Here is a 16,799-nt window from a genome sequence, read left to right on the forward strand (position 1 = left end):
GTACGCCCCACCACCGCCCCCTTCCGCAAGGTCAGGTTCAGATCGAACCCGCCCTCCTGCTCGACCGACATATAAGCGGCGACCGGCCCCGGCCAGGGACGCGCCGCGACCGCCAGATAGGGCGCATGAGGCACCTCGTCGCCACGCATCAGCGGCAGATCCATCATGATCGGCAGCACCGGCACCGGCGCGATAAAGGGACGGATCGCGGGATCCTCTGCGGGTATCTCTGCGGGCAGATAAACTCCCGCCTCGACCCGCACCGCTTCGATCAGAATTGCCCCGGCACGCTCAACCCGGTCGATACGCCAGCATTGGCTCGCGCCGTCCTTTTGCCTGACGCGCAGAACATCCCCCGGACCAAGACCGGAACGCGAAGGCGGCAGCGCAAACCGCGCCATATCCTTCGAAACCTGTGCCTCGGCAAGCCATCGCCCGGCGACTGCCTGCGCCTCGCCCCGCGTCAGAAGTATCGGCATCTCGCTGTCGGAAACATGGCCCTGACCGGCATCCTGCAGCACCGCCTCTGCAGTTACCGCCGCATAATCCCCACCGGCCTCGATATGTGTCAGCCTCAGCCGCCCGGTCATCTCGGCACCGGCGGCACGGGTATCCACCGCTGCCGCCACCGCCTCTTCTCTCAGCAGCATTCCGAACCTCCCGTCTGATACTTGCCCGCTACGTCATGACAAAGGCGGGGCCACACCGGACCCCGCCTTGCTTTTCCGTTAAAAAAGGCCGCGCCCGCGCACCGGCAATCAATCGCGCGGACAGGTGCTTCAGCCGGGATCCCCGATGCCCCGGCGCGGCCCCTCCTTCGCCCGAACCTCAGCGGATCAGGCGAATTTCAACAGTTTGATCGCGCGGAAATCGGTCACGCCGCCGCCCACACGCTTGGTCGCGTAGAACAGGACATGCGGCTTCGCACTGAACGGATCACGCAGGACGCGCAGATCGGGACGCTCGACAATCGTATAGGCGGCCCGGATATCGCCAAAGGCTATGGGAGTCGCGTCAAGCCCCACATCGGGCATATCCTCGCTGATCAGCACCGGATAACCCAGCAATTGCGCGCTTTGTCCCTGCGCAAGCGCATCGCCCCACAAAAACCGCCCATCGGCATCCTTCATCTTGCGGATCCGCGCAGCGGTTTTCGAGTTCATCACGAAACGCGCATTAGCCCGGTACTGCGCATCCAGAGCGTAAATCAGATCAAGCAGACTGTCAGCCGGCGCGGTAGAACTGAAATCCCCCGTGCCGCCGGCATTGACGGTACCGATCTCGCCATCACCCGCAACTGCGTTGGGCTTCAGCGGATATGACAGGATGCCGCGCGGCTTGGCCACGCCATCGCCATGAATGAACGCCGCCGCTTCGGAACGCGCGAATTTGTCGGCAATGCGCTCGGCCAGCCACCCCTCGACATCGAATGCCGCATCGTCCAGCAATCGCTGGCTCGCCTTGGGCATGGCCGACAATTCATGCACCGGAATGGTGATCCGCTCGATCCCGCCCGCCTCGGTCTCGACGCTTGCCTCTTCGGTCGCCCAGCCCGCGCCGGGTTCGCCCTTGTCCACCAGCACCTCATAGGCCAGCGCTTCCACCGTGACCACATTGGCCAGCTTGCGCAACGAGGCACCCTGATGCAGCACCCCCTGCACCGTCTCGGCAACCCGGGGCGCGGCAAGAAAACCACCGTCGCCCGCCACGGTCAGACCCTTCTCCTCGACCGCCATCCCGCGCAGCCCGTCATCGTCGCCACTGCGCAGATAGGCGTTGAACGCCTTCTGATGCGGCACCTCCCGCTCGGCAGCGGTGGACAAGGGCGCACGGGCGCGGAAGCTGTTCTTACGTTCAAGCATGCTCATCTGTTCTTCCTGTCTTTTCAGTCTGTTGCTGATATCGTTACGAAATTCGCCAAGTTCCTTCACGAATCCCATGACAGCGCCCTTCACCTCATCGGACATGCCGCCGCCCTCCGTGGCCTGTGCCTCGGTCAATCGCGTCAGCCCGGCGGCAAACGCCCCCGGCAACACCGTATCGCCGCCCTGATCCACCACCCCGAACCGGCTGGCATAGCCCTCGATCACCTGCGCCCGGGTTTGTCCTGTTTTTCGTCCTTCATGAAAATCGCCTCGCGCCCTGTTTCTGTCCGCACGAGCCGAAAAATGAAAAAGCGGCCAAAGGCGTCAGCCCGGCCGCATACCCACTTTTCCCAGCGTGAGGTTTTTCTACCTTAAGGCGTTCTGTAAGTCAATGACTTAACCTATGAGTGAATTTAATTTCCGCATTATCTACGTTCAAACAATAACTTATCCGTTGCGCTGCCAAAGGCGCACGCCGCATTGCTCAGTACAAATCCCGCCATACCAGCCTCGTCCGGACCCGGCGAATCAAGAATCGCCGTAACGCTTGGCCATCCCTCCGCGTATCTGCATTCACGTTCAACATAACGGCCCGCCGCTCAGGCAATATTCAAAGCGAGACGACAGGATGATCGAACAGAAAACGGAATCTCATATCTATACCATGCTTGCCGCCGGAGCCCTCGCGACCCTGGCTTTCGATTCATACGGTCAGGCAATCAGCCCGCTTCTTGGTTTCTCCCGGCTTGCTCCGGTGCCTCTGGCAACCCAGACGATACAGGCTCTGACCGGTTTCCGCTCGCCAGAGCTGGCTTATCTGCTGCATGTGATCACGGGCCTCCTGTTCTATCCCCTGGGCTGGTACCTGATCGCGCGGCCGATTCAGCAAAGGATCATGCCCGGCTTGCCGTGGCTGGTGACATCGGTTGTCTATGGCGTGGTCCTGTGGATCTTCGCGCTTTACGTCATGGCGCATCTGGTCGCCGGAAATCCGCCCTTTCTTGGCTTCACCGGCATCACCTGGGTCGCACTGACCGGTCATGTCATCTTCGCGATCATCGCCGCCTGGATCATGGAAACCCGCGGCGCAATCTTCGGCGGCTGACCATTTCCCGCAGGGCCGGCTTCGGGGCCCTGCGGGAAAACCCTCTATCCGTCCAGGGTCACATCCGCGATCACGGCAAGACAATCCCCGCTTTGCACAAGCCCCGGGAAATGGCGGGCGGCAAGGATCCCGCCGCGATTGGCAACCACTTCCTCGGGCGCGGCCCCGGTCCGGTCGGGCGGCCAAATCCGTGCGATGGGCTGACCCGCGGCAACCTCGTCGCCCAGATCGGCCAGCAATTGCAGCAGCCCGTCGCGGCTGGCGAAATGGAAACATCCGCCATCCGGCATGTCCAGCATCTGCGAATTTTCGGACTGCTCTATCTCACCCGCCAGAATGCCGGTGTGCTTCAGCAGATTCAGCGCCCCCCGGATCGCAATCCCGGCCGAACGCGCCGTGGCCGTCCCGCCACCGCCCAACTCGGTCGTGACGAACAGCTTGCCCTGCGATTCCACCGCAGTATCGAACATGCCCACGCTGTCGATCTCCAGCATCATCATGCTGTAGGGCGCGCCGAAAGCCTTGACCGCCTCGACACAGGCGGCCTGCTGCCGCTTGTCGTCCAGATAATGCGCCGCCGCATAGGGCAGGAAATCCAGCGTCTTCCCGCCCGAGTGGTAATCCAGCACCACATCCGCCATCGGCACCAGTACATCGTTGAAATAATTGGCGATCTTCTGGCTGACCGTGCCATCGGCCCGCCCCGGAAAGGCGCGGTTAAGGTTTACCTGATCGATAGGGCTGACCCGCGCCCCCGCCCGGAAGGCCGGGTAGTTCATATAGGGCACGATGATGATCCGTCCCGTCACATCCCGGGGCTCGATCTCCCATGCAAGCTGCTGCAGCGCGATCGGTCCCTCATATTCGTCGCCATGATTGCCGCCGGTCAGCAGCGCGGTCGGGCCCTGCCCGTTCGCGATCACGGTAACCGGGATCATCACGCTGCCCCATGCGCTGTCATTGCGCGAATAGGGCAGGCGCAGGAAACCATGCTGCTTGCCCTCTCCGTCCAGCGGGATCGTCGGCTGAATCGGGTTCGCGCTCATGATTTCACCAGCATCCGGCGCGGGATATTGCACAAAAGTTCCGGCTCGCGCTCGGTGATGACGATGGATTCCGTGGTCTCGTAACCCCAATCCTCCATCCACAGCCCCGTCATGAAATGAAAGGTCATTCCCGGTTTCAGCTCGGTCCGGTCGCCCCGGCGCAGCGACATGGTGCGCTCGCCCCAGTCGGGCGGATAGGACAGCCCGATGGGATAGCCGGTGCGGTTGTCCTTCTCGATTCCGTAACGGTCCAGAACGGTAAAGAAGGCCGCCGCGATATCCTCGCAGGTATTGCCCGCGCGGGCAGCGGAAAGCCCCGCCTCCATGCCCTCAAGCACCGCTTTCTCGGCTTCAAGGATCTCTTGCGGCGGTTTGCCCAGAAAGATCGTCCGCGACAGCGGCGCATGGTAACGCTGATAACAGCCGGCGATCTCGAAGAAGGTGCCTTCGTTATTCTTCATCGGCTGATCATCCCAGGTCAGATGCGGCGCGGCGGCATCCGGCCCGGACGGCAAGAGCGGTACGATGGCCGGATAATCGCCGCCATGACTGGACCATTCGTCATAGCGCAGCCCGGCGTCATAGATCTCGGCCACCAGATCGCATTTGCGCATCCCCACCTCGACCTTGTCGGCGATGCGGCGATGCATGCGCTCGACGATACGCGCGGCCTTGCGCATATATTGCAGCTCTTTCGGCGTCTTGACCGCCCGCTGCCAGTTCACAAGGCCGGTCGCGTCAAGGATCTGCGCCTCGGGCAGGCCGTAAACCAGCCGTTCATGCGCCTTGGCGGAATACCAGTAATTGTCCATCTCGACGCCGATGAAACCGCGATGCCAGTTGCGGTCGGCAAGCTGCGCCCAAAGGTAATCCATCGGATGCCGCTCGACCGACTGCACATAGTAATCGGGATAGCCGATGATATTCTCTTCGCTCATCCAGACGGTACGCAACGCGCCATTGGCGTCCTGCCCGCGCCCGAACCAGATCGGCGGACCATCCGGGCCGACGATCACGCATTGATGCACATAAAAGGACCAGCCGTCATAGCCGGTCAGCCAGGCCATATTGGACGGATCGCTGACAATCAGCAGATCAAGCCCCAGTTTCGCCATGGAGCAGCGTGTCTTTTTCAGGCGCTCTTCATATTCCTCGGTCGAGAATCGCTCGGGTGTTCGTTGTAGTTCGGGCATTCGTGGTCCTTATCGATGAAATGGTTTAATCAAGAAAAGTCAAACTGGCAGAGCCGGGCGACACTCTGTTGGCTGCTGCTTCCCCAAGGAAACAGCGCGGCATAACCCCCAACGCGCCCTACGCACGGCCTTACTCGGAAAATGCCGCCAGCACATGCATGGCGATGGCCGTATCCTGCACGCCGGTTCCGGTCAGATCGGCAATGGTGATCTGATCGGAGCCGGTCCGGCCCGGATGCCGGCCGGTGACGATGCCGCCGAGTTCCGGAATACCGCTGCGATCGGAAAAAAGCCCGGCACCGATCGCCGCCCGCAATTCGCCCATCAGCTCGGTCTGACTGACCCTGTCGGCGACATACAGATCCGCGCGGTCCAGACAAAGCGGATCAAGCTCGTTCTTGCCCGCCTGATCGCTCCCCATCGCGGTGACATGCTGACCGGGGCGCAGCCATTCGGATTTCAGGATCGGGCGGCTGGCAGGAGTTGTGGTCACGATCACATCGGCGAAACCCGCCGCCTCTTCCGCATCGGCCACCGCGCGGCAATGCAGACCCTCGCCATCCATCTCGCGGGCCAGAGCCTCGGCCTTGGCCGGATCACGCGCCCAGATTACCGCTTCCTCTATGGGCCGCACCATCGCCAAAGCCTGCAATTGCAGCCTTGCCTGAAGCCCCGCCCCGAAAATCGCGGCATGGCGCGAATCCTCGCGCGACAGATGCCGGGCCGCGACGCCGCCCGCCGCAGCGGTGCGCAGATCGGTCAGGTAACCGTTATCCAACAGCACCGCCCGCACCCGGCCCGTCTCGGCCGACAGCACGACCATCAGCCCCGAGGTCGATGGCAAGCCCTTGGAAGGATTATCGAAAAACCCTGGAGACAGCTTTACCGCAAAACCCGGAAGCCCCGGCACATAAGCGGTTTTCACATCCAGCTCGCCATTCACGTCGGGCATATGCATCGACATGACCGGAGGCATCACCACGCCGCCCTCGGCAAGCGTGGCGAAAGCCTTTTCGATCACGTCGATCATGGCCGGGTTCAGATGGATGCGCTCGCGCAACTGCTCTTCCGAGAGAACGAGAATATCGCTCATTGGGCACCTCTGACGATTTCGGCGTGACGTTCGGGATCGATATTCGCCCCGGACAATATCAACACCAGCGGCCCGCCCGCCGCTTGCAGTTTTCCGGCAATTATCGCACCGGAACCGACAGCGGCAGCGCCTTCGACCACCTCGTTATCCTCTAGCGCCAGATGGCGGATACCGGCGGCGATCTCGTCCTCGGACAGCAGGATCAGCTCGTCCATCAGCTCGCGCACCATCGGAAAGGTAAACCGGTTCTTCAAACCGATCCCGCCGCCAAGCGAATCCGCCAGCGTCTCAAGTTCCTCGACCTCGACCGGGTGATCCGCCTTCAGGCTGGCGGCCATCGCCGCGCCGCGCTCCATGCTGATGCCGACAATCCGGATATCGGGCCTCAGCGATTTCGCGGCCAGCGCCACCCCTGCCAGCAATCCGCCACCCGACAGCGGGATCGCCAGCGTCGCCGCGTCAGGGATCTGCCGGATAATCTCCATGCCCAGCGTGCCTTGGCCCGCGATCACATCCTCATGATCGAAAGGTGGGATCAGGGCGAAGCCTTCGTCATGTTTCAGCCTGTAGGCTTCGTCAAACGCTTCGTCCTGACTGGCCCCGATCACCCGCGCCTCGGCACCCAGCGCCTCGATCGCGGCCAGTTTGTTCTGCGGGACAAGCCGCGACACGCAGATCACCGCCGGCATGCCAAGCTGCCGCGCCGCATGCGCCAGCGCGCGGCCGTGATTGCCGGTCGAGGCTGTGGTCACGCCCGCCACATCGCCCAGCCGCGCCACCGCGTTCGAGGCGCCTCGCAGCTTGAACGCCCCCGTCTCCTGCCGGTGTTCGCATTTCAGCCAGACCGGCCCGCCGGCAAGCGCCGACAGGCTGGCCGAGGCTTTCACCGGCGTTTCCCGCACCATATTGCGGATCCGCTCGCCAGCGGCCTGAATATCTTCCATTGTCACCATGTACGCACCTTGAACAATTGCCCCACCCCAGTAGCAGGGACCTGCGCTATATCCAACATCGCCCAGAACAGGGCCTGATTGGAACTGATGACCGGCTTGCCCAGCTTCGCCTCGATCTCTTCGATCACGGCGACGGCGGGCAATGCGGTGCAGGACATGAACAGCGCCTCGGCATCCGGATGATCCGATTCCAATGCGAAACGGATCACCTCATCGCCGGGCAACAGCGCCATGTCGCGATCATCGGCATGGCCCATCGCCCGGCGCGAGACGACATCCACCCCATGCGCGGCGAAATGATCCCCCACCAGATCCGAGGCTTCCTGCATATATGGCGTCATCAGGGCAACCCGCCTGACGCCCAGCGCCTCGAATCCCCGCAGCGCCGCCCCTGCGGGCGTCGTGACCGGGGCACGGCCGCCGATCTCTTCCTGAACCTTCGGCCCCAGAACCGCCGCAGCCGAGGTGCAGGCAAAGCCGATCCCCTGCAATTCCACGCCGGGAACCAGCAACTCGGACGCTGCCCGCAGGCGGGGGCCGGTCTTCAGCAGATTTTCGGCAGTGGTGGGATTGTCGAAGGCAATCCGTGTCACATGAAGACGGCAGCCGTCAGGCAACAGCCGCAGAGAATCGCCTTCGATCGTCATATCGGTCGCAAGGGCGATCAGCCCGAACCGGCACAAATTGTCGCGCCACATATGGGATGCTGCCCTCCTTCACACGACCAGAACCGGGCAATCCGCGATGCCCGTAACCTTGTGACTGACCGAGCCAAGCAGATAGCTTTCGGTCGCACCCATCCCGCGGGAGCCGACGACGATCAGGTCGCAATTCTTCTCATGCGCGAAGCCGACGATGGTCCGCGCGGGCTGCCCTGCCTTGATGAAGGCGCTGACCTGCTCGACCCCGTGATCTTTCGCATGGCTTTTCGCGTAATTCGCCGCCTCGCGGGCGGCAGCGCGCATGGATTCGTCCAGATTGCTGCCCGGTTCCATACTGCCCCGCACCATCGACAACGAGGCTTCCAGCATCGAATGATGCCGGTAAACCGTCAACGCAATCAGTTGCGCTCCGCATAGCTTGGCCAGCTCGGTCGCCTTGACCAGCGCCCTCTCGGCCCCGTGAGAGCCGTCATAGGCGATCAGGATACGTTCAAACATCGCAATACCCGTTAATATCCAAAGGCAAGATCACGCAGGAACAAGGCGATCTGCGGGAAGAAGATCAGCAGCACCGCGATCGTCAGCAGCATCAGGATAAAGGGTGGCGTGCCCTTGATGACCTCCAGATAGGGTCGCTTGAAGATAGCAATTGCGGTAAAGATGTCACAGCCGAATGGCGGCGTCGCGCTGCCGATGGCGACCTGCAGGGTGATGATCGTCCCGACCAGCACCGGGTCAAGGCCAACCGCCTTCACCACCGGCGCAAAGATCGGCACAAGGATCAGGATCACCACGATCGGATCCACGAACATGCAGCCGATGAAGAACGCGATCGAGATCGTGAACAGCACCCCGTATTGCCCCATCTGGTCGATACCGATAGCGCCAAGCAAATGCTGCGGAATCTGCGCGAAACTGATGACATAGGAAAATGCCGCGCCCGCGCCGACCAGAATGAACACGACTGCCGTGATCAATCCGGTGGATTTCGCGGTGGCGTAAAGCGTCTTGAGACCCATTTCCCGGAACACGCCCATTTCAAGAATAAGCGCATACAGCACACAGGCCGCCGCCGCCTCGGTCGGTGAGAAGTAACCGCCATAGATCCCGCCGATGACGATCGCTGGAAAACCAAGCGGCCACAGCGCCCGTCTCAGCGCGGTTCCACGTTCGGCCCATGTCGCCTTGGGTTCGGTGGGCACATTGTTCCTGACGGCGTAGATATAAGAGTAGATCGAGAAAAACACGAGGATCAGCAGCCCCGGCCCGATCCCGGCGATGAACAGCTCGGCGATCGAGGTACCCGAGACGACGCCATAGATGATCATGCCGATCGAGGGCGGGATCAGGAAGGCGATATCGGACGCGTTGACGATCAGCGCCAGAACGAAATTGTCGTTATAGCCCGCTTTCAGCATCCTTGGACGCAGCGGCCCGCCAACCGCGACCACGGTCGCCTGAGTCGAGCCGGATACCGCGCCGAACATGGTACATGCTCCGGCGGTCGAAATGGCCAGCCCGCCCTTGATATGCCCGACGAATGTCATCACCAGATCGATCAGCCTGTTCGCGGATTGCCCGCGCGTCATGATATCGGCGGCAAAGATGAACATCGGCACCGCGATCAGGCTGGCCGGGCGAATCCCGGCCATGATCTGCTGCACCATTGTTTCGATCTGCCCGAAACCGCCGAAAAGCCCGATGAACCCGATCAGCGCCCCGGCGATCAGCGGAATCATCATCGGAAAACCCAGCAGAAGAAGAAAGATCATCGTGCCGAAAATAGCCCAGGTCATGGCTCAGATCTCCTCTTCCTTGCTGTCTTCGTAGCCTTCGAGCGTGCTGGTCGAGAGCCAGATATTCTCGTCGGTGATATTCTTGATCGCGGTCAGCGCATATTGCAGCCCGGTCAGGAAAAAGCCCAAGGGCGCCCATATGATGATCCACCATTGGGGAATCTGCATCGCGGGCAATATCCGTCCGCGCCCGGCCTGATCGATGACATAGCCAACCGAATACCATGTCAGAAGGAACATCGCCGCCGCCGTGACCACCGAAATAAAGATCATCAGCGGCTTGCGCAAAGGCGGACTCAGCGCATCGAAAAAGGCCGACATGCGGATATGCCGCCCATGCCGCGCGGCATAGGAGATGCCCGCGAATGTGATCAGGATGATCAGTGCCTGATTAAGTTCCTCGGTAAAATACAATGTGTTACCGATAATCCTGCCCACGACGTTGGCCATGGTGTTCACCGCCATCAACAGCACGCCGATCGCCAGAAGAAGCGCCTCGATCCGGGCAATTCCAACGTCGATCACCCCAAGAAACCCCGGCAGGCCGGACACATATCGGGAATCGTCGATATCGTCCTGGTCAACAGCGGGAGTCGTGGCCGCCGCGACCACATCGGGATCAGGATCTGGAGCGTGCTTGTCGTCAGGCATTGGGACCAGGGCCTCTCATCAAAAATAACCACCGGACGAACTGGCCGGGAATCGGCCAGTTCAGGGTTTACGGGCCAACCCGGATCAGTTTCCGGCTTCGCCCTCTGCCGGAGCCTCATCTTCTGCCGGAGCTTCGCCCTCGGCAGCCTCCGCTTCCGGTGCAGTTTCCGGCGCAGCTTCACCCTCTGCGGCCTCGCCTTCGGCTGCTGCTTCGCCCTCTCCTTCGGCGGCATCCATCGCGGCCTCGTCGGCCGCGGCCTCGCCCTCGGCGGTCGACGACGCTTCGCCGCCTTCGCCCACGGCAGCAAGGTCAGCCTTCATCTGGTCAAGGATTTCCTGCGCTTGCGCGCCGCCAATCTCCAGGAATTTCTTCTCGACCGTCTCGGCCGTCGCCTTGAACGGCGCGCGCTCTTCCTCGGTCAGAGTGGTGATGACCACATCGGATTTGGCTTCCTGGATCTTGGCCAGCGATTCTTCGGTCAGCCCTTCCTGATACTCGACGATATAGTCGAAGGCCGCGGCAATCGCGTCATCGATGACCTTCTTGTCCTCATCAGGAAGCTCGTCATAGAAATCCTTGTTCGCCATGACGGCGGTCGTGAAGTTGTTATGGCCAAGGCGCGTGATGTGACTCGCCACCTCGTACAACTTGTTGGACTCAAGATAGAAAGCCGGGTTTTCCTGCCCCTGGATGATGCCGGTCTGCAACGCGCCATAGACCTCGCCCCATGGCAGCGGCGTGGGCGTCGCGCCAAAGGCTTCATAGCTGTCCACCAATAGCGGGTTGGTCATCACGCGGAACTTGACCTCGTTCAGATCCTCGGGCGAATGGACCGGTTCCTGCGTGGTCATCATCACCTCGCCCTCGGGGAACATGGTCAGCAGTTCAAGGCCCTGATCGGCGTAAAGCGGCGGGAACAGCTCGTGAATCGCTTTCGAGGTTCGGAAGAACTCCACAAGTTGCGACTGCTCTGCCGGCAACAGATAAGGCACGAAGAAAACCTGCGCTTCGGGGATCGACGCGCCGGTGAAACCGGGGGACTGATCGACGAATTGCAGAATGCCGGATTGCGCCTGCTCCATGATATCCGCCGATTCACCCAATGTGCCAAAGGGGAAAAGCTGGATTTCATGGTCGGAATTCGCCTCGACCTCTTCCTTGAACTTCTGGGCGAACTTGCCCTGCACCTCTTCCAGCGCCTCTTCGAACGCATAGCGCCATGTTTCTGCCGTCGCACCGCTCGCGCCAAGCAGCAAAGCGGCGACGCTCGCAGCGGTAATGGTTTTATAAGTCATCTTACCTCCTGTTTTTGGGCCTTGTTACACAATTCACCCGCGGCCTCCGATTTGCAGGATTCGGGTCAAAATATTCGCTCTGGCCAAGACCGAGAGTTCCGCGCAACAAAATCTCAAGTCAATTCCTATATTAAATCATGACAATTTGAGATCAGACTGTCAAACAACAGGATCGCAAACCTCGCTTTGGTCAGGCAGGAGCGCCGAAATCGCGGTTAACCCGTTCTCCAGATCCCGTTCATTCGCCCCTCCAAGGCAAATTCGCAGCGCCGGAGCGCGGTCGATCACCGCGAATCCCGAGCCGGGGGCAATCGCGACATCGCGCTTCAGCGCCGCGCGAATCAACTCTTGTTCATCGGTGCCAAAGGGCAGCGGCAGCCAGCGGTGCAACCCGTGCGGAAACCCTTTGCTGCGCCCGCCAAGCAGCCGCTGCGCCAGCCGGTTACGCTGCGCCAGTTCCCGGCGCTGCGCGGTCAGCAAGCCGTCCGCAATGCCGCGTTCCATCCAGTCCCGCGCGATCTCGGCCATGATCGGAGTCGCCATCCATGAAAGGGACAGATGCCGGTTCAATACGCGCTCTGCCAGCTTTTCGGGCATTGCCAGAAAACCCAGCCGCAGCCCCGGTGACAGGCATTTCGTCAGGCCGGTGAAATAAAGGCTGCATTCCGGCGCAAAGGCGGAAACCGGCGGCGGTCTGCGCGGCGCAACCGGACCCAGCGCGTCGTCCTCGATTATGATCAGCCCGTTTTCCGCCGCCGTGCGGGCCAGTTCCTCGCGTCTCTCGCGATCCACGATCCGCGCGAACGGCCCCGCGCCCGAAGGCAGAAGAAAGACCGCCCGCAGCTTGTTGCCCGGAGCCCGCGCCGCGGCGGCAAGCGCCTCGGGCAGCATGCCGCGCCCGTCCCCTTCGATCCCGCGCATCCGAAGATGCAGATGCCGCAGCGCGGGTTTGAGCGTGTGGCAGGTAGAGCTTTCGGTAGCAATCTGGTCGCCGGGATTCGCCACGCTCATCAGCGCGATCATCAGGGCGGGCGTGCAGCCATTGGTGATCAGGATCCGCTGGGCAGGCAGCACCATGCCGCAACGCGCAAGCCAAGCCGCCGCCATCCCGCCATAAAGCGCCATGGTCTGGCGCGGCCGGAAGGAATAGATCACCGGATCGGGCATCCGGTCCGCAATCCGGTGCATGGAGTCCTGCCACGCCTCGGCAATTGCCGGCAGGCAGACCGGGGTCATCATCGAAAGATCGACCGGCGGGCGGTCGGATCCCGCACGGTACCACGGCACCTCGACCGTTTCCCGCGGGCCGGATTTGACAAAGCTTCCCCGCCCCACCTCGCCCGAGATCAGATCGGCGCGGATCAGTTCCTCATAGGCGCGGCTGACCGTCTGCACCGACAGCCCCAGCCGCCATGCAAGATCACGATGCGGCGGCAGCCGGTCGCCCGGCCGCAAGCTGCCCGAGTCGATGGCAGAAGCAATGCCCTGAGCCAGACTGCGATAGGCAGGGCGGTGGATATCCTCTCTGGTCAGTGGCCAATGCGACATTTCCCCAGAATCACCAAGGCGGGGTAATTTGTCCAGATTGACATTCTTGGGCGCCGCGGAAAGAAGTGCCACATGAGTTCGATACGCCTCGATGACCGCGACATTGCCATCCTCGCGACCCTCTCGCGTGAGGGACGGATCGCCAAGACGGATCTGGCTGCGCGCGTAAACCTGTCGCCGACCCCCTGCTGGGAGCGGATGAAGCGGCTTGAGAAAGCCGGGCTGATCCGCGGCTATCGCGCCGAGATCGATCTGAACGCGCTTGCCGCGCATGTGCAGATCTTCGTGACCGTCGAACTGGAAAACCACCGGGCCGAGAATTTCCAGATATTCGAGCGGATCATCGCGCGGATGGACGAGGTGACCGGCTGCTGGGCGATCGGCGGCGGGTATGATTACCTGATGCAGGTGATCACCGGCGATATCGCCGCGTTCCAGTCGCTGATGGACGGGCTTCTGGAAAGCCGCGCGGGCGTGCGGCGCTATTACAGCTATATCGTCACCAAACCCGTCAAGGAAACCGCCCCGGCACTGGCATTGCTGAAGGGATAGAGCCGGTTCCGCCCAAGCCGGGCAGCGCCCGACCGCGGGTGGGCGCTTTACCGGTCATGCATCGCGATTTATGGCGCAACCCCGAGCGAAGCTGAATTTATAAGATCACTTCGCCAAAGCGCCCGCCCATAGGGGCGGTCGGGCGCTGCCCGGCGTGCCTGCGGCACTTGATTCCGGGCCGGGAGGGTCGCGGCAAGTGACTGTAACCAATTCAAAATAATTCAGCCATCATAGCCGCCGCCCCTTGCCGAAATCTCGCGAGGCCGGGCTGATTGCCCCATCACGCCCCACCCCCTCACGCCCCGTCGAACTCGCAGAGCGCATGAACCGCCATTCCCATCGCCTCCAGCCGCTTGCGCCCGCCCAGTTCCGGCAGATCGATGACGAAGGCGCAGCCGATCACCTCAGCCCCAAGACGGTGGCACAGCTTGATCCCGGCTTCGGCGGTGCCTCCGGTCGCCAACAGATCATCCACGATCAGAACCCGCTCGCCCTTGCGGAAAGCATCGTCATGGACCTCCATCACCGCTTCGCCATATTCAAGCTGATAAGCCTCCGAGATCACCGCGCCGGGCAGCTTGCCCTTTTTGCGGATCGGCACAAAACCGGTGGAAAGCTGATGCGCAACCGCGCCGCCAAGGATGAACCCCCGCGCCTCCAGCCCCGCGACCCGGTCGATCCGCAACCCCGCATAGGGATTCAGAAGCTGGTCGATCGCCATGCGGAACCCGCGCGCATCCGCAAACAGTGTCGTCACATCGCGGAACATGATCCCTTCATGCGGGAAATCCTTGATACTGCGGATATAATCCTTGACCGTTCCGTTCATGCCGATTGTCTCATTCGGGGCGTTCCATCTCGAAAAGCTCTGTCACCGCAGTATAATCCTTATATCCAAGCCGGGCGAGCCAGCCGCCTGCGGCACGTGGATCGAATCTGCCCTCGACGATGCAGTCATCGCGGATATGCACGCCGGTCACGACGCCAAGCACCATCATATTCGCCTTGCCCGCCAGCGGCAGCACCCGCGTCATCCGGCATTCCAGCGCGGCGGCGGCATCCGCCACGCGCGGGCAATCGATGCTTTCGCATTCCACCGCCTGAATCCCGGCAGCCTGAAACTCGCTGCTTCCGGCGGGAAGCGGCGCCGAACTCGCATTCATCACATCCCGCATGTCGCCGGTGGCGATATTCACGCAGAACACCCCCGATTCGATGATCTGCGCCACGCTGTCCTTGGTGCCCTTGCGATCGGGCTTGGCACTGGTCGAGGCAAACATCACCTGCGGCGGCACATAGGCGACCGCATTGAAAAAGGAATAGGGCGCAAGATTGTCGCCCTGCCCTCCACGGGTCGAGATCCAGCCGATGGGCCGGGGCGCGACAAGCGCGTTGAAGGGATTATGCGGCAGACCGTGACCGGCCTCGGGTCGGTAGAACATGGTTTTCCTTTGCAGAACTTGCGGTCAACCTGCCACCGGATTTCATCCTGCGCAATATTCCGCATGCCGCCACGTCATGCTAAAGGCGCGAAAACGGAGGCGCCATGTTCCAGATCAGCCCCGAGACGGCCGCGGATGAATACGAGGTCGAGATGCTTTTCGACCTGTGTTTCGCGCCGGGGCGGACAGCGCTGTCCTCTTACCGGCTGCGCGACGGCGTCAGCCCGGTGGCGGAGCTTTGCCTGCTGTTGCGCGACGAAGGCAGCCTGCGCGCCGCGATCCGCTACTGGCCGGTCCGCGTGGCCGGGCGGCGCTGCCTGCTGCTCGGCCCCATCGCGGTACACCCGACGGCGCAGGGCGAGGGGCTGGGGGCGCTTCTGATGCATGACAGCCTTGGCCGCGCCCGGGATCTGGGCTGGTCGCGCGTCATGCTGGTCGGCGACGCGCCCTATTATTCGCGCTTCGGCTTCGCCCGGCTTGAACATGTGGAAATGCCGCCGCCCACCAATCCCGAGCGGGTTCTGGGTCTGGAATTGCAGGCAGGCGCATGGGCAGGCGTGGAAGGCCCGGTCACACAGGACATCGCCCAAGGGACATAATCTGACCGGCTGACGGTCGCGCCATCTCCTCGCCCGGGCGGGGTGGACTGGCGAAACCCGTCGGGGCTCCCCATATTCTTGCGGGTAATCCTGAAACAAGACAGGCGAGTGACCGGCAAGATGATGACCAAAGCGCAGCAGGTGCTGCCTCCGATCAAGGATCCGGATGTTCATGACCAGATCGACCGGCTTGCGCGGCGCTATACCGGCGCCGGCGGGTTGGGGATCGAACTTCTGAGCAAGGTCGGCAACAGCGCCGACGGGCTGATTCAAAGGCTGCCCGCATTCGTGCGGGTCCGGCTTGACGGAATCACCCGCTTCGCCCTGAACCGGGCCTTTTCGGCGGCATCGGGATCGCGCCGCTATTTTCGCGATCGCGGCGACTGGTTCAACCGCATGGCCACCTCGGTCAGCGGCGCGGCGGGCGGCGCCGGGGGCTTCGCCGGCGCGATGGTCGAACTGCCGGTAACGGTCACGCTGCTGCTTCGGGCGATGCTGGGGATCGCCGCCGAACACGGGCTTGATCCCGACAGCGACGAGGTGCGGCTGGAATGCCTGCGCATCTTCGCCGCGGCCGGTCCGATGGCCGATGACGACGACACCGATTTCGGCCTGCTGGCGGTGCGCCTGTCGATCACCGGGCAGACCGTACAGGGGCTGATCAGCAAGGTGGCGCCGAAACTGTCGATTTCGCTGGGCCAGAAACTCGCGGCGCAAGCGGCCCCGGTGCTTGGCGCTTTCGTCGGCGCCTCGATCAACTTCGCATTCGTGCGTTATTATCAGGAAATGGCGCGGGTGCATTTCGGCATCATGCGTCTGGCGAAGGAAACCGGCATCCCGCAAGAGGCCCTTGTCGAAGCCCTGCGCCTGTCCATCCAGCGCATCGAAAAACGCGAGACATTGAAACGAACCCAGGCGTCTGCATCATAACCCGCCGCGCCAACCCGGCGATAACTGCCGCTTCTTCTTTGTCCAAATACCTCGGGGGGTGCGGGGGG

At 62.2% G+C, this 16,799-nt stretch carries 18 protein-coding genes; 4 read left to right on the top strand and 14 right to left on the bottom strand.

The window, feature by feature from the left end:
- Together D3P04_RS22585 and D3P04_RS22590 are read right to left on the bottom strand one after the other, a co-directional pair.
- Positions 1-650: phage tail protein (locus tag D3P04_RS22585; protein WP_220475398.1), on the bottom strand; the 650-nt coding region annotated here is incomplete at its 3' end.
- 186 nt (positions 651-836) lie between these two features.
- Positions 837-1,967, bottom strand: coding sequence for a phage major capsid protein (locus tag D3P04_RS22590; protein WP_119752161.1), 1,131 nt, complete (start codon positions 1,965-1,967; stop codon positions 837-839).
- 526 nt (positions 1,968-2,493) lie between these two features.
- Between D3P04_RS22590 and D3P04_RS22595 the strand changes: the two genes are divergently transcribed.
- The gene (locus D3P04_RS22595) at positions 2,494-2,970 is read left to right on the top strand and encodes a hypothetical protein (protein WP_119752146.1); all 477 of its coding nucleotides are present in this window, start codon (positions 2,494-2,496) and stop codon (positions 2,968-2,970) included.
- A gap of 44 nt (positions 2,971-3,014) precedes the next feature.
- Here D3P04_RS22595 and doeB read toward each other — a convergent pair whose 3' ends face one another.
- The 10 genes from doeB to ehuR all read right to left on the bottom strand — a co-directional run bounded on the left by doeB (position 3,015) and on the right by ehuR (position 13,280).
- Complete coding sequence (gene doeB / locus D3P04_RS22600) at positions 3,015-4,016, bottom strand: N(2)-acetyl-L-2,4-diaminobutanoate deacetylase DoeB (RefSeq protein WP_119752147.1); 1,002 nt, start codon at positions 4,014-4,016, stop codon at positions 3,015-3,017.
- Positions 4,013-5,209 carry an ectoine hydrolase DoeA gene (gene doeA, locus D3P04_RS22605; RefSeq protein ID WP_119752148.1) on the bottom strand — a complete coding sequence of 399 codons (1,197 nt, stop codon included), beginning with the start codon at positions 5,207-5,209 and terminating at the stop codon, positions 4,013-4,015. The genes doeB and doeA overlap by 4 nt, the downstream gene beginning before the upstream one ends.
- 130 nt (positions 5,210-5,339) lie before the next feature.
- Positions 5,340-6,302 (bottom strand): cyclodeaminase, encoded by a 963-nt coding sequence (locus D3P04_RS22610; protein ID WP_119752149.1) that lies wholly within the window; start codon positions 6,300-6,302, stop codon positions 5,340-5,342.
- Complete coding sequence (gene eutB / locus D3P04_RS22615) at positions 6,299-7,255, bottom strand: hydroxyectoine utilization dehydratase EutB (protein WP_119752150.1); 957 nt, start codon at positions 7,253-7,255, stop codon at positions 6,299-6,301. Before eutB ends, D3P04_RS22610 begins: the two co-directional genes overlap by 4 nt.
- Complete coding sequence (locus D3P04_RS22620; RefSeq protein ID WP_119752151.1) at positions 7,249-7,953, bottom strand: maleate cis-trans isomerase family protein; 705 nt, start codon at positions 7,951-7,953, stop codon at positions 7,249-7,251. The genes eutB and D3P04_RS22620 overlap by 7 nt, the downstream gene beginning before the upstream one ends.
- Positions 7,954-7,971: 18 nt before the next feature.
- A complete protein-coding gene (locus D3P04_RS22625; protein ID WP_119752152.1) occupies positions 7,972-8,415 on the bottom strand; it encodes a universal stress protein in 444 nt (147 codons plus the stop codon).
- Between the two features lie 11 nt (positions 8,416-8,426).
- The gene (locus D3P04_RS22630; protein WP_119752153.1) at positions 8,427-9,713 is read right to left on the bottom strand and encodes a TRAP transporter large permease; all 1,287 of its coding nucleotides are present in this window, start codon (positions 9,711-9,713) and stop codon (positions 8,427-8,429) included.
- Positions 9,714-9,716: 3 nt separating this feature from the next.
- On the bottom strand, positions 9,717-10,364 hold the full coding sequence (locus D3P04_RS22635) for a TRAP transporter small permease (protein ID WP_119752154.1): 648 nt from the start codon (positions 10,362-10,364) through the stop codon (positions 9,717-9,719).
- A gap of 84 nt (positions 10,365-10,448) precedes the next feature.
- A complete protein-coding gene (gene dctP, locus D3P04_RS22640) occupies positions 10,449-11,660 on the bottom strand; it encodes a TRAP transporter substrate-binding protein DctP (protein WP_119752155.1) in 1,212 nt (403 codons plus the stop codon).
- A gap of 159 nt (positions 11,661-11,819) precedes the next feature.
- A complete protein-coding gene (gene ehuR / locus D3P04_RS22645; RefSeq protein ID WP_119752156.1) occupies positions 11,820-13,280 on the bottom strand; it encodes a MocR-like ectoine utilization transcription factor EhuR in 1,461 nt (486 codons plus the stop codon).
- On the opposite strand from ehuR, the gene D3P04_RS22650 reads away from it, so the two are divergent.
- Positions 13,281-13,760 carry an Lrp/AsnC family transcriptional regulator gene (locus tag D3P04_RS22650; RefSeq protein WP_119752157.1) on the top strand — a complete coding sequence of 160 codons (480 nt, stop codon included), beginning with the start codon at positions 13,281-13,283 and terminating at the stop codon, positions 13,758-13,760. It abuts the gene before it with no gap.
- Between the two features lie 295 nt (positions 13,761-14,055).
- On the opposite strand, the gene D3P04_RS22655 is transcribed toward D3P04_RS22650, so the two are convergent.
- Both D3P04_RS22655 and D3P04_RS22660 read right to left on the bottom strand, forming a co-directional pair.
- Positions 14,056-14,589, bottom strand: coding sequence for an adenine phosphoribosyltransferase (locus D3P04_RS22655; protein ID WP_119752158.1), 534 nt, complete (start codon positions 14,587-14,589; stop codon positions 14,056-14,058).
- Positions 14,590-14,599: 10 nt separating this feature from the next.
- Positions 14,600-15,202, bottom strand: a complete 603-nt coding sequence (locus D3P04_RS22660) for a flavin reductase family protein (RefSeq protein ID WP_119752159.1) — start codon at positions 15,200-15,202, stop codon at positions 14,600-14,602.
- Positions 15,203-15,306: 104 nt separating this feature from the next.
- On the opposite strand from D3P04_RS22660, the gene D3P04_RS22665 reads away from it, so the two are divergent.
- Positions 15,307-15,801: a GNAT family N-acetyltransferase gene (locus tag D3P04_RS22665; protein ID WP_119752160.1), complete on the top strand. Its 495-nt coding sequence runs from the start codon at positions 15,307-15,309 to the stop codon at positions 15,799-15,801.
- 108 nt (positions 15,802-15,909) lie between these two features.
- On the top strand, positions 15,910-16,731 hold the full coding sequence (locus D3P04_RS22670) for an EcsC family protein (RefSeq protein WP_232845139.1): 822 nt from the start codon (positions 15,910-15,912) through the stop codon (positions 16,729-16,731).
- Positions 16,732-16,799 lie beyond the last annotated feature (68 nt).

The sequence above is a fragment of the Paracoccus onubensis genome, assembly GCF_003591515.1.
In the GTDB taxonomy this organism is placed as follows: Bacteria; Pseudomonadota; Alphaproteobacteria; order Rhodobacterales; family Rhodobacteraceae; genus Paracoccus; species Paracoccus onubensis.